This window comes from Shewanella colwelliana, from assembly GCF_001735525.1.
Taxonomy (GTDB): Bacteria; Pseudomonadota; Gammaproteobacteria; order Enterobacterales; family Shewanellaceae; genus Shewanella; species Shewanella colwelliana.
In genome coordinates this window covers 54,388-66,754 of the sequence record NZ_MCBT01000003.1, presented here as the reverse complement: position 1 = coordinate 66,754, position 12,367 = coordinate 54,388, and the positions used below count along the sequence as shown (strand labels likewise).

Sequence of the window (12,367 nt, the reverse complement as noted above, 5' to 3'; positions counted from 1 at the left end):
GCTAGCATGCCACAGAAGGGCGATTTCGGCCACGCAAAATTACTCACTAGGCTGTGGATAAGTCTGTGAGCTAAAAAATTATCAGCGATTAATTATCACGACGACGAACAAAAGCGGGTGATGTAACCTATTGAATTTTATTTGTATTATATTTTTTTGTGAACTAGGTATTACTTCCGAGTAAAAACCTCTAATTTGTGGACTTTTTTATTTGTCTATCCATTTTTTAACTCTCTCTTGGCGAAAAGCAAATGCCTTGCTAGAGTCGATGAACTAACTTAGCACGAAAAATAAACAGATCAAGCGCTTTGTTATCTGCTTGTTAAAACCATTCGGTCTATCAAAGGAGTTTTTAATGAAAAAAATAGCTGTTTTGTTGAGCGGTTCCGGTGTCTTTGATGGCAGCGAAATCCATGAAGCAGTACTAACCCTGCTTTCTTTAACTCATGCCGGGGCTGAATATCAATGTTTCGCGCCAGACATTGAGCAGCTACATGTCGTGAATCATCTCACTGGTGAGGTTGCGGTAGGCGAGCAACGCAACGTATTGGTTGAAGCGGCAAGAATTGCCAGAGGAGAGATAAAAGCCACCACTGAGCTTGAAATTGAGCAGTTTGACGGACTAGTGATCCCTGGTGGGTTTGGTGCAGCCAAAAACTTATGCAACTTCGCTATTACTGGCAGTGAGTGCAACATTGCGCCATCGGTTAGTGAGTTCATCCAAGCATTCGTTGATGGGCAAAAGCCGGTTGGCTTTATCTGTATTGCGCCAGTGATGATTCCGAGGCTGTACCATTCTGGTGCAAAAGGTACCATAGGCAATGATAGTGAAACTGCCCATGCGTTCAACCTGATGGGAGGCGAACATCAAGAAGCTAGCGTTGAAGATATTGTGGTTGATGAAACCAATAGGCTGGTGAGTACGCCAGCCTATATGTTGGCGGAAAATATTACACAGGCGCATATAGGTATCGAAAAGCTGGTGAAAAAAGTGTTGTCGCTCGCGGATTAGTCTAGCTTTTATGCTAACGGCCTAGGCTGGTGCTTAGGCGCGTTTTCTGCTGTCTATAAAACCTTGAATAACACCCACTATCAGACCGCCTATATGTGCCCCGTTGGCAATCGATAACCCGAATAGATCGGTAAAGCCAAACACAAGCCAAAGCAACATAAAGCCGATATAAGCGGGCGGTAGTCCAATTCCGGCTTCTGGGCGTTTAACCCCCATAATCCAGGTGTAACCCACAACCGCATAAACGACACCAGAGAGTCCTCCGAAGTTTGGACCAGCAAGAAAATATTGCACAACATTGGGCAGGGTGCCTGCGACCAGCAGCAGAATTGCGAGTGGCGCGACGCCTATCTTGTTTTCAATTTTTCCGCCTAAGTACCACCACCACAGCAGATTGAAGATAATATGCATGGCAGAAAAGTGCATTAAGCTTGGGGTGAAGAGCCGCCAGAATTGGTTTAGCCCACTATCTGGTACGGCACCGAAGAAAGAGAGGTGCTCGAACAAGGTATTGGCAAAGCCAACATTGAAACCTAAAAAAATGATGCCGCAAATCGCGATGACGCTGAGTGTTAGAGGGCCAGCACCAGAGATAAACTGAGTAAAAAGCTGTAGACCTGGTGCACCATAATCGAGCTGTTTTTTGGTTGTGCCATTATCCCAAGATGCGGCAAGGTATTTGTCATCAAATGGGTTCTGTATAAAACGCTCATATTCATTACGTGCGGCGTGATAGTTGTTTTCATCCACGACCGCTAGGGCGACACCTTGCTCTGTATGAGTGATATAACAGGCGATGCCTTGGCCTTTCAGATAGTCGACGAGTGCCTGAGCGGCTCGTTCATTGGGTAAGTGACCAATCTCTAGCATCATGCGCTCCTAAGTTGATTGGTGTTAGTTTGCCTCGCGCCAAGCTTGAAAGCCACCATCTAGACTGTAAACCTCATCGAAACCTTGTTCATTAAGGTACTGCGCGGCATTTTGGCTGCTGATTCCGTGATAGCAGACGACAATGAGCGGCTTATCCATATCGGCGTTACCAATATAGGCGGCGAGGTTCTCATTAGTAAGGTTGGTAGCGTTAGCGATATGTCCTGCCTCAAAGCTCGCGCTATCACGAATATCCACAATTTGGATATCTGTTGAGGACGCTTGCATTTGAATGAGTTGGTTGATGCTTAAGTGTTGAAAAGCTGACATAGAAAACCTGACGAAATAGAAAATATAGAGAGAGTGTGCAGTAAGGGGCTGCCGCTGTACAGCCCCAAATCTGTATCGGTTAATCCCAGCTTAAGATCACTTTTCCAGATTGACCTGAGCGCATGGCATCAAAGCCGGCTTGGAAATCATCAACTTTAAAGTGGTGGGTGATGATAGGTGAGATATCAAGACCTGATTGGATAAGGCTTGCCATCTTATACCAAGTTTCAAACATCTCGCGGCCATAGATGCCCTTGATGATTAAGCCTTTGAAGATCACTTTACTCCAGTCGATAGCCATGTCACCGCCAGGAATACCTAGCATAGCCACTTTCCCGCCATGGTTCATGGTATCTAGCATGGAGTGGAATGCTGCTGGTACACCAGACATCTCTAGTCCCACATCGAAGCCTTCAGTCATGCCAAGCTCTGCCATGACATCCTCAAGCTGTTCGGTTGCGACGTTTACAGCACGAGTCGCGCCCATTTTACGCGCTAGCTCTAGGCGATACTCGTTGACATCGGTGATGACAACGTGACGAGCGCCAACATGGCGACACACGGCTGCTGCCATGATGCCGATAGGGCCTGCACCTGTGATCAACACATCTTCGCCGACTAAGTCGAATGATAAGGCCGTGTGGACGGCGTTGCCAAATGGATCGAAGATAGAGGCTAGATCATCTGAGATATCATCAGGGATCTTAAATGCGTTAAATGCTGGGATGACTAGGTATTCAGCAAAGGCACCATCGCGATTGACGCCCACCCCGGAAGTGTTACGACATAAGTGAGTGCGGCCTGCACGGCAGTTTCGGCAATGGCCACATGTGATGTGCCCTTCGCCCGATACGCGGTCTCCAATAGAGAAACCACGTACTTCTTGTCCAATTTCAACCACTTCACCAACATATTCATGACCCACAACCATAGGCACAGGAATGGTGTTTTGCGACCATTCATCCCAGTTGTAGATATGGACATCTGTGCCACAAATAGCCGTTTTACGGATCTTAATTAGCAGATCGTTATGGCCCACTTCAGGTTTTGGCGCATCGACCATCCAGATGCCTTCTTCAGGCTTTAATTTACTTAACGCTTTCATCATAGAGTCCTAAATAATGCCCATCTCTTTAGCGATGCGGGTGAAGGCATCGATGGCGCGATCTAACTGCTGGCGAGTATGGGCCGCTGACATTTGCGTGCGGATACGAGCTTGACCTTTAGGTACCACTGGGAAGGAGAATCCGACGACATAGATATTCTCTTCAAGTAAACGGTTAGCAAAATCACCGGCAAGCTTGGCATCACCAATCATCACTGGGATGATTGCATGATCCGCCCCCCCTAAAGTAAAGCCTGCTTCGGTCATTTTTTCACGGAAATAACGACTATTTTCCCATACCGATTCACGCAGTGCTTGACCCGTTTTTAGCATTTCTAATACATGGATAGATGCCGTTACGATAGACGGTGCAAGAGAGTTAGAAAATAGGTAAGGACGAGAGCGCTGACGTAACCAATCAATGACCTCTTTCTTGCCCGATGTGAACCCGCCTGACGCGCCACCAAGGGCTTTACCTAAGGTACCGGTAATAATATCGACGCGGTCCATGACGTCGCAATATTCGTGGGTGCCACGACCATTCTGACCAATGAAGCCTACAGCATGAGAGTCATCAACCATCACTAATGCGCCATATTTATCGGCAAGATCACAAACCCCTTGGAGATTAGCAATGACCCCATCCATTGAGAACACACCATCGGTAGCGATCAGAATATGGCGTGCTCCCGCTTCTTTAGCGGCTTTAAGTTGAGACTCAAGATCGGCCATATCATTGTTGGCATAACGGAAACGTTTCGCCTTACATAGACGCACGCCATCGATGATTGAGGCGTGGTTGAGTGCATCGGAGATAATGGCATCTTCTGCGCTAAGGAGTGTCTCGAACAGACCTGCGTTCGCGTCAAAGCAAGATGAATAAAGAATGGTATCTTCCATGCCTAAAAATTCACTTAGGCTTGCTTCCAGTTGTTTGTGAATATCTTGAGTACCGCAAATAAAACGCACTGACGCCATACCGAAGCCATGATCAGTCAGGCCCTGTTGAGCGGCACTAATGAGTTCTGGATGGTTGGCGAGGCCAAGATAGTTGTTAGCGCAGAAGTTCATCACTTCAGCGCCGTTTACCTCTATTTCAGTTTTTTGAGGAGAGGCAATTACGCGCTCACTCTTGTATAAGCCTTCTGCTTTAACTTCAGCAAGCTGCTGGTTGATCTGGTTGTAGAATGAGGTCGTCGCCACCTGTAATCTCCTTCTTTTATATAATTATATTTTTAATATTGATGAGGTTGGCTCTGTGCATTTGATTCGAGAGAAACCACATCAATGATATAAGTTAGGAATCATTTTAGCCGTTATTGACGGCTTGAGTTTAGCTGTATCTGCCTGATTGATGAGTGCCTTAGTTTAGCTTAAATTCACTCATAATTTCTGTATGCTGTTTTGTGTCGCTATCGTTTGCGGCGCCTACGCCATGCGATAGATTGGCCGAATTCTAACCTTAAACAGGGCGCGTGCCACACACTTTTTTTGTGCTATTAACTAAGATAGTGCTAGCGCAACTTTCACATAACAAAAAGTAATGTGAAATGTCACATTTTGGGTGCTGATAAACTGAAGATTTAGGGGGAGCTAGCGATAACTAACGCAGCCCCCTGACGGCCTAATCTTCTTGCTCTGCCTTGGCAAGTGCTTGGTAATGTTGCTCTAGGCGGATAAAGGTCGGTTTAGAATTGGGGGTTGCATAAGCCTTAAATATCATCAGTACGCGCAAAAGTCCTTCATAGAGTGACGTTTTGGTGATCTCTGTGGTATTGGAGTGTGTTAGACGATTACTGATCCAGAAGCAGGCAACCATACGAATTGTGTCGGCCAATGGGGTGATCTCACTGTCATCAATCACCAATACACCATCTTGTTTTAATTTAGACAAAATGCCCGTTGCACGAGTTAAAAAACGTTGTTGAGTTTCTGTGTATAGGCGGTTCAGCTCTTCATCTCGGCCCAAAATAATCACCAAGTTGGCGTACATAAAGCGGAATTGCCATAAAGTGTAAAACAGAGCATCGAAATAGCCGATAAGTAGATCAACATCGACCTCTTCCCCCTCATAAGGTTGGAAACCCGACTCTAGATGTTGTTCGTAAAGGGTGAAGATGGAGCGAATAATGTCTTCTTTATTGCGAAAATGGTAGTAAAGGTTGCCCGGACTGATCCCCAGATGTGCGGCAATATGGTTGGTGGTAATGCTTCGTTCACCATGCTCGTTAAAGAGTGCCAGGCTGGTATGTACAATTTTGTCACGGGTTTTCATGCAGATCCTAAATGGGTCAGTTAAGAGTTGTACTCAATCACTCTCTAATGGGCGCTGTCAACGAAAGGCCACCCATTAAAATAGAAATTGAAAGGTAAACATGCTCTTAACAAAAGTCAATTGATGGCTAATCAGACCAGTGCCTATTTGGCATCACTATAGTTGTACGCTTAACTCGGATGCTTGGCAACTTTGAGGCTGTGCTAACGTTTGATAATGCTCCTCTAAACGGTTGAAGGTGGCAATAGAGGTTGGCGTGGCGTGTGCCTTGAAAATCATGATCACTCTGAGCAAGCCTTCATAAAGGCAAGTTTTGGTAATGGCAATAGAGGAGGAGTGGGTCTGTTTATAGCCAATCCAAAAACAGGCCACCATTCTCATGGTATCGGCTAGTGGCATGACCTTATCATCGTCAATATGCAATAGACCATCGCGCTTGAGCTGCCCTAAAATATTGCTAGAACGATCGAGAGCTAACTGCTGAACTTGCAGATAACGTTGCAGTAAGGCCTCGTCGCTGCTCAAGATATAGGTCAAGTTGGTATACATAAAACGGAAACGCCACAGGATGTCAAACATAGTATCGAAGTAACCAACCAGCAGCTCGACATCAACTGCTTTATTCTCATAGGGCTGAAATCCTGCGTGGAGGTGTGTTTCATACAGGCTAAAGATAGAGCGAATGATGTCTTCTTTATTCTTAAAGTGATAATAGAGGTTACCAGGACTAATCCCCAAATGTGCCGCAATATGGTTAGTGGTAATACGCCGCTCGCCCTTAGTATTGAATAGTTCTAGGCTAGCGTGGACAATTTTTTCACAGGTTTTCATGCTATTACCGCTGTTATGAGGTGAGTGATTTATCTTAACCTAAATAGGAGGCCAATCGAAAACGGGGTTGTTAGCACATGTAAATACCCTAATTGTCTCTGTTTTCTGTGCTTATGTTAGTATTACGGCAACTAAGTAAACAAAATGCAATCAAGCGCACACTTTTATGAATCGAATCTTATACTCTGCCCTGTTATATCTACTCTCTCCCTTATTGCTACTCTATTTGGCTATTCGTTCGATTAAAAGTCCCGCTTATCGCAGCCGCTGGAGTGAGCGTTTTGGTTTAAGCCAATTAGCCCCAACCGATCTGTTGATCCATTCCGTTTCAATGGGGGAAACGTTAGCGGCAATACCACTGATCAATAAAATCATGGCGAGCTATCCACAGCTAAGCATTACAGTGACGACAACCAGCCCCACAGGATCGGCGGAAGTAGTAAAAGCTTTTGGTGATCGAGTGCAGCATTGCTATCTACCGTTTGATTTGCCGCTATGTGTGCAACGGTTTTTATCTCAGTTGCAACCGAAAACCTGTATTATCATGGAGACTGAGCTTTGGCCAAATCTCGTTCATTTGGCAAAAAAGCGTGGCATAAAGTTAATGCTAGCCAACGCGCGTTTATCACCTAAATCCGCCACACAATATGAAAAGCGTGCAGCATTATCTGTGCCTATGTTACAAGCATTAGATATTATCGCCGCGCAATCAAAACCAGCAGCCGAACGTTTTATTGATCTCGGCACTGCACCTCATCAAGTTACTGTGTGTGGTAGTCTCAAGTTTGACCTCACCATTAAGTCTGAACTGTTTGAACATGCGTCAGCAATGCGACAGCGCTGGCAGCGAAAAAACGCCTCTATTTGGGTCGCAGGTAGCGTACATCCGGGTGAGTTTGATCTCATGCTGGCTGCACATAAGCGAGTGTTAGACGCTGACCCTAGTGCTCTATTAATAATGGTACCAAGACATCCTGAACAGTTTGATGCAGCGGCAAGCCGGGTGGTTGCCGCGGGTTTACGCCTTGCTCGGCGCAGTCTCAATGATAATGTCGACGAGCATACGCAAGTGCTGTTAGGTGACACCATGGGCGAGCTACTGAGTTTTTATGGTGCTGCGGATCAAGCATTTGTTGGTGGCACTTTAATAGCCAATGGTGGTCATAATCCGTTAGAACCTGCGGCCATGGGCTTGCCTGTATATGTTGGGCCTAATCATTGGGATTTTGCCGAAATCACCGAGTTACTTCGAGATGCTGGCGCATTAACTGTGGTCGATAGTGCAGAGTTGCTAGCGCTGCAGTTGAATAACAAATTTGCAGACAAGAGAGCTTACCTCACTGCCAGAGATGCTGGTTTAAAGGTGGTTGAAGAGAACAAAGGCGCGCTTGAGACGCAATTTGCACTTGCCTGCCGTTTAATAGAAGCGTAATTCCCGGCGCACAACCTGAGTCGTTTAACGGCTCGCCTCGGCATAGCCTGCTAGCAACTGTTGCCAGTCAGGCTCGCTAAAATGCAAGGATGCTAGCTTCGCTTTCTCCTTATTGAAGGATCGCAATAGGCGCGCTAAATTGGCCTGCTGCCAAGATGGAGAAGGAGACCTTATTTCGCCTCTGTCGAAATCGATGAGGGTAAAGTCATCGCCGCTAATTAAGATGTTTTTCGCATTCAGGTCGGCATGATAGACGCCACGCTGGTGGAATTTGGCAATTAATTGTCCAAGTGCTTGCCACTGCTGCGCAGTCATCGGCAACTTGGACAGTTGAGCAACCAAATCTTGTGCCCCTTCAACACGCTCGATGATGATATCGCCACGATAGTGTATGCCACTGCGTTGAATCTGCGCCGCTATAGGCTTAGGGACGGCAAAACCTTCATCAAATAGCTGTTCTAGCAGTTTCAATTCTGCAATGGCGCGGGTCCGATTTAGGCCTGTGTAGAGGTAAGCATCGCGGCTCACTTTTTCTATTAAGCCACCACGATAGTAATGGCGTAATACCCATTGCGAATGATGGTTGTTAGTGACAGCGCTCGGATTGACAAACCAAGTGGTATAACGACCTTTCGAAGAGCCTGTAACACAGCCTATATCTTGCCAATAATCGACAGTAAACCAATCTGGTGTGATGGATTTGAGTGCGGGCTGACAAAAAGCAATAAAGCCAGCATCAGTCGGTTTGATCTGCATAAGTGAATCGACTCAGTTGGGTTGTTTGGCGCGAATAGGCTAATTGTACCCGATATTTACCCGCTGTCAGAACTCTTTGCGTGCTTAAGGGCTTGCATGACGGTTTCAAGATTTTCTTGCCAGGGTTTCGGCTGTGCTATGGACCACGACGCCTGTGAATTGAGCGCGCTAAATGCTGGCCGTATCGCTTGAGACGAATATTCACGGCTTAATATCGGCTTTATGGTGACCGGATGGTTAAGAAGTCCGTTTCGCTGCCCGCTCTCTGCTATCTGCTGAGCAAATTCATACCAAGAGACAGCCCCTAAATCGCTCCAGTGATAGCAAGGTGCTAATAGGTCAACTTGGGTTAGCCGCCAAATAAAATGTGCCAGCTCGATGGCCGATGTAGGGCTACCAACTTGATCCTTGATGACACTCAATGTTGTCTGCTGACGCATCACTCTGAGCATGGTTTTGACAAAGTTATTACCAAAGGGCGAGTAGATCCAGGCACTACGAATGAGCGTACTATTTTGAGGTTGGAGTTGCGTGAGCGCGTGTTCGCCCGCCAACTTTGACTTGCCGTAGACGTTGAGCGGATTCGGATGGTCATCGACTCCATAGGAGGCCTGCTGCGTGCCATCAAACACATAGTCACTCGACAAGTGAATAAGGCGAATATTTTGTTTAGCGCAGAGCGTGGCAAGGTGTTCAACCGCTGTTGCGTTAAGGTCGAAGGCTTTCTCGGGTTCTGATTCAGCTAGATCGACAGCGGTATAGCCGCTGGCGTTGATGATCGTGTTGACTTTGTGTTGGGTGAGGATATTTTCTAACTGATCTGCATGAGTGATATCAAGTTGTTGCCTGCCAAAAAATCGTGCAGTAACGCCACTTGGAAGCGTTGCCTTAAGTGCTTGCGCCACTTGTCCTTGCTGTCCGATCACCAATATAGGGTTACACATTGGCGATATCTGTGGGGGGATTTTGAGCAGAAATATGCGCGCACCAATCGAGATTGTCGAGATACCACTTCACCGTTTTTTCGAGACCGGTTTCAAAACTCTCCACGGGTTGCCAATGCAGTGTTTGAGTCATCTTGGTGGCATCAATCGCATAACGAGTGTCGTGTCCCGGCCTGTCTGAGACAAACCTGATTAGGGTGCTGAAGTCATTGATGCCCACTGGCTTGATACTGACGTGTTGATTGAGTTGTTCACAGATAGCGGCAACAATTTCTAAATTAGTTTTTTCATTATTGCCACCTATGTTGTAGCTTTCGCCTAGCTCACCTTCAAAGGCAACTTTACACAGGGCTTTAGCGTGATCATCCACAAATAACCAATCGCGCACCTGTTGGCCATTGCCATAAATAGGCAGAGGTTGTCCCTGCAGAGCATTGAGTATGACCACAGGGATCAACTTTTCAGGATATTGAAAGGCGCCATAATTGTTGGAGCAGTTAGATAATACCACCGGGAAGCCATAGGTTCGATGCCAGGCTCGAACGAGATGGTCGGCGGCTGCTTTACTGGCTGAATAAGGGGAACTTGGTGCGTAGGCAGTTTGCTCGGTAAAGTAGCCTGACTCTCCTAAATCCCCGAATACCTCATCGGTAGATACATGGTGGAAACGAAACTGCTTTTTGAGATCCTCATCTAGGCTATTAAGATGCTTGCGACATTGCTCAAGTAGCTCAAAGGTGCCGATAATATTGCTGTCGATGAAAGCTCGTGGGTCATCGATTGAGCGATCAACATGTGTTTCAGCCGCCAAATGAATCACTAATGATATTTGATGGTGTTGCAGGGCGCTAAAAACCTTATCGCCCTCATTGATATCGGCGTGGATAAAGTGATATCTCGGGCTGTCAGCAATGGATGCCAATGACATCGTGTTGCTCGCATAGGTTAATTTATCTAAGTTAACCACGGTATGCGATGTGTGATTGATGAGGTGACGAATGAGCGCGGAACCAATAAATCCAGCACCACCAGTCACCAAAATTGCCCTATTTCCCATGGACGTTTCCTGCAGTTAGGCGGTTGAAGTCAAATAATTTCGCGTCATTAAAGCTGCCCGCTTGGCGATCTTTGTCAGAGATGATCAGTGGAACATTATTTTGTTTAGGCCAGTCAATGCCTAATCCTGTATCGTTCCACCTGATGCTATGTTCATCTTGTGGTGCATAGTAATCGGAGCAACGATAGTGGCACACGGCGGTTGCTGACAGGACGTAGAAACCATGGGCAAACCCTGCGGGGATCCACATTTGGCGGCGGTTGTTGGCGGATAAGTATTGCCCAGTCCATTGACCAAAAGTTGGGCTGCCAAGTCTTAAGTCGACACAGACATCAAATATCTCTCCAGCGATCACCCGTACTAACTTTCCTTGAGGCTGTTGGAGTTGGTAGTGTAGTCCGCGCAGTGTCCCTTGAGTGGATAAGCTTTGGTTATCTTGGACAAAATCGACACTGGCAATATGTTGTTTGAACCATGCATCACGAAAGGTTTCAAAAAAATGGCCGCGCTCATCGCCAAACACCTGTGGTTCGAGCAACTTTACATCAGCTATTGAAGTATGGATGATTTTCATAATTATTCGTAGCGGCTTATCACCGAAATTTGACCTCAATATAGGTCTAAACATGGAACCTAGTCACATTCTACATTAAACTCGGTGCGGATCCTTACGCCCATTAACTCCAGTGGCATCAAATTTTATGCATATCAATTTATCGACGATTCAATCCCTATGTTTACTTCGCCTATCTGCGATAGGGGACGTTTGTCATGCTGTGGCTATGGTACAGGCGATACAGCGACAACACCCTCAGATTCAGATCACTTGGGTGATAGGAAGAATTGAATACCAATTACTGAAGCATCTCCCTGGGGTGGATTTTGTGGTGTTCGATAAGTCACAGGGATGGCGGAGTTATTTCAATTTAAAGCAGGCGTTGGCGGGTAAACATTTTGATGTATTGCTGCACATGCAAGTCGCCTTGCGAGCGACGATCGCTTCTTTAGCCATTTCGGCTAAGGTGCGGATAGGCTTTGATCGCGCGCGTGCCAAAGAGGGGCAGTGGTTAGTTACAAACCTTAGGGTAGAGCCTTTGAGCACCCCCCATGTGCTAGAAGGCTTTATGGGGTTTGCTAAGGCACTAGGGGTTGAAGATTTAACACCTCGTTGGAATATTCCTGTGCCTGAGACAGATACTGACTTTGCAAAGCATATGATCCCTGACGCACATAAAACGTTAGTTATTTGCGCCGCTGCGAGTAAGGCTGAGCGTAATTGGTTGCCAGAGCGTTATGCTGCCGTTGCCGATCATGCTAGCGAGCAGGGGTACCGAGTTATATTGTGTGGCGGCCCCTCTAATTTGGAAAAACAACTGGCTGACGCGATTCAAGGTTTTGCGATACAGCCTATCGACAATCAAGTGGGGAATACCTCTTTGACAGAGTTGCTGGCAGTGTTAAAACGCGCGTCGATAGTGCTGGCGCCAGATACGGGACCGGCTCACATGGCGGTGACCCAAGGCACGCCGGTTATTGGTCTTTATGCGCACTCTAATCCCGGTCGTACTGGGCCTTATACTTGTCTGGATTCTGTTGTTAGTGTGTATGATCAAGTTATCACGGCTCAAAAAGACGGTGAGATTTCTTGGGGAACACGTGCTAAAGGTGAACATTTAATGGCGTTAATTGACGTTGAGTCCGTTATCGTCCAATTTAATCGGGTGTCGCAACAGCTTAGTCACTAGTGGTAAACTG

Annotated in this window: 13 protein-coding genes; 3 read left to right on the top strand and 10 right to left on the bottom strand. The window is 46.5% G+C overall.

Annotated features, from left to right (window positions below; genetic code table 11):
* Window positions 1-355 precede the first annotated feature (355 nt).
* Window positions 356-1,012 (top strand): isoprenoid biosynthesis glyoxalase ElbB, encoded by a 657-nt coding sequence (elbB, locus tag BEL05_RS01755; protein ID WP_028764532.1) that lies wholly within the window; start codon window positions 356-358, stop codon window positions 1,010-1,012.
* Window positions 1,013-1,045: 33 nt separating this feature from the next.
* On the opposite strand, the gene glpG is transcribed toward elbB, so the two are convergent.
* The 6 genes from glpG to BEL05_RS01725 all read right to left on the bottom strand — a co-directional run bounded on the left by glpG (window position 1,046) and on the right by BEL05_RS01725 (window position 6,423).
* The gene (gene glpG / locus BEL05_RS01750; protein WP_069670088.1) at window positions 1,046-1,882 is read right to left on the bottom strand and encodes a rhomboid family intramembrane serine protease GlpG; all 837 of its coding nucleotides are present in this window, start codon (window positions 1,880-1,882) and stop codon (window positions 1,046-1,048) included.
* 24 nt (window positions 1,883-1,906) lie between these two features.
* Window positions 1,907-2,212 (bottom strand): thiosulfate sulfurtransferase GlpE, encoded by a 306-nt coding sequence (glpE, locus tag BEL05_RS01745; RefSeq protein WP_028764534.1) that lies wholly within the window; start codon window positions 2,210-2,212, stop codon window positions 1,907-1,909.
* A gap of 79 nt (window positions 2,213-2,291) precedes the next feature.
* Window positions 2,292-3,317, bottom strand: coding sequence for an L-threonine 3-dehydrogenase (gene tdh, locus BEL05_RS01740; protein ID WP_028764535.1), 1,026 nt, complete (start codon window positions 3,315-3,317; stop codon window positions 2,292-2,294).
* Between the two features lie 9 nt (window positions 3,318-3,326).
* Complete coding sequence (locus BEL05_RS01735) at window positions 3,327-4,520, bottom strand: glycine C-acetyltransferase (protein ID WP_028764536.1); 1,194 nt, start codon at window positions 4,518-4,520, stop codon at window positions 3,327-3,329.
* Between the two features lie 421 nt (window positions 4,521-4,941).
* On the bottom strand, window positions 4,942-5,592 hold the full coding sequence (locus BEL05_RS01730; RefSeq protein WP_028764537.1) for a TetR/AcrR family transcriptional regulator: 651 nt from the start codon (window positions 5,590-5,592) through the stop codon (window positions 4,942-4,944).
* A gap of 156 nt (window positions 5,593-5,748) precedes the next feature.
* Complete coding sequence (locus BEL05_RS01725; protein ID WP_028764538.1) at window positions 5,749-6,423, bottom strand: TetR/AcrR family transcriptional regulator; 675 nt, start codon at window positions 6,421-6,423, stop codon at window positions 5,749-5,751.
* Between the two features lie 166 nt (window positions 6,424-6,589).
* Here BEL05_RS01725 and waaA point away from each other — a divergent pair, with 166 nt between their 5' ends.
* A complete protein-coding gene (gene waaA / locus BEL05_RS01720; RefSeq protein WP_028764539.1) occupies window positions 6,590-7,855 on the top strand; it encodes a lipid IV(A) 3-deoxy-D-manno-octulosonic acid transferase in 1,266 nt (421 codons plus the stop codon).
* A gap of 24 nt (window positions 7,856-7,879) precedes the next feature.
* Here waaA and BEL05_RS01715 read toward each other — a convergent pair whose 3' ends face one another.
* From BEL05_RS01715 to rfbC, 4 genes are read right to left on the bottom strand one after another with little or no spacing between them, the layout of a single operon-like run.
* Window positions 7,880-8,611, bottom strand: a complete 732-nt coding sequence (locus BEL05_RS01715; RefSeq protein WP_069670087.1) for a 3-deoxy-D-manno-octulosonic acid kinase — start codon at window positions 8,609-8,611, stop codon at window positions 7,880-7,882.
* A 56-nt stretch (window positions 8,612-8,667) separates the two neighbouring features.
* On the bottom strand, window positions 8,668-9,555 hold the full coding sequence (gene rfbD, locus BEL05_RS01710; protein ID WP_028764541.1) for a dTDP-4-dehydrorhamnose reductase: 888 nt from the start codon (window positions 9,553-9,555) through the stop codon (window positions 8,668-8,670).
* Window positions 9,548-10,612: a dTDP-glucose 4,6-dehydratase gene (gene rfbB / locus BEL05_RS01705; RefSeq protein WP_069670086.1), complete on the bottom strand. Its 1,065-nt coding sequence runs from the start codon at window positions 10,610-10,612 to the stop codon at window positions 9,548-9,550. The genes rfbD and rfbB overlap by 8 nt, the downstream gene beginning before the upstream one ends.
* Window positions 10,602-11,186 (bottom strand): dTDP-4-dehydrorhamnose 3,5-epimerase, encoded by a 585-nt coding sequence (gene rfbC / locus BEL05_RS01700; RefSeq protein WP_069670085.1) that lies wholly within the window; start codon window positions 11,184-11,186, stop codon window positions 10,602-10,604. Before rfbC ends, rfbB begins: the two co-directional genes overlap by 11 nt.
* Window positions 11,187-11,313: 127 nt before the next feature.
* On the opposite strand from rfbC, the gene BEL05_RS01695 reads away from it, so the two are divergent.
* Window positions 11,314-12,357 (top strand): glycosyltransferase family 9 protein, encoded by a 1,044-nt coding sequence (locus tag BEL05_RS01695; RefSeq protein ID WP_069670084.1) that lies wholly within the window; start codon window positions 11,314-11,316, stop codon window positions 12,355-12,357.
* The last annotated feature ends 10 nt before the right edge of the window (window positions 12,358-12,367 follow it).

Coding starts and splice junctions, on each gene's coding strand:
- rfbB (WP_069670086.1), bottom strand. CDS start 10,612: ATGGGAAATAGGGCAATTTTGGTGACTGGTGGTGCTGGATTTATTGGT.
- BEL05_RS01715 (WP_069670087.1), bottom strand. CDS start 8,611: ATGCAGATCAAACCGACTGATGCTGGCTTTATTGCTTTTTGTCAGCCC.
- glpE (WP_028764534.1), bottom strand. CDS start 2,212: ATGTCAGCTTTTCAACACTTAAGCATCAACCAACTCATTCAAATGCAA.
- rfbC (WP_069670085.1), bottom strand. CDS start 11,186: ATGAAAATCATCCATACTTCAATAGCTGATGTAAAGTTGCTCGAACCA.
- BEL05_RS01725 (WP_028764538.1), bottom strand. CDS start 6,423: ATGAAAACCTGTGAAAAAATTGTCCACGCTAGCCTAGAACTATTCAAT.
- glpG (WP_069670088.1), bottom strand. CDS start 1,882: ATGCTAGAGATTGGTCACTTACCCAATGAACGAGCCGCTCAGGCACTC.
- BEL05_RS01730 (WP_028764537.1), bottom strand. CDS start 5,592: ATGAAAACCCGTGACAAAATTGTACATACCAGCCTGGCACTCTTTAAC.
- tdh (WP_028764535.1), bottom strand. CDS start 3,317: ATGAAAGCGTTAAGTAAATTAAAGCCTGAAGAAGGCATCTGGATGGTC.
- BEL05_RS01695 (WP_069670084.1), top strand. CDS start 11,314: ATGCATATCAATTTATCGACGATTCAATCCCTATGTTTACTTCGCCTA.
- waaA (WP_028764539.1), top strand. CDS start 6,590: ATGAATCGAATCTTATACTCTGCCCTGTTATATCTACTCTCTCCCTTA.
- rfbD (WP_028764541.1), bottom strand. CDS start 9,555: ATGTGTAACCCTATATTGGTGATCGGACAGCAAGGACAAGTGGCGCAA.
- elbB (WP_028764532.1), top strand. CDS start 356: ATGAAAAAAATAGCTGTTTTGTTGAGCGGTTCCGGTGTCTTTGATGGC.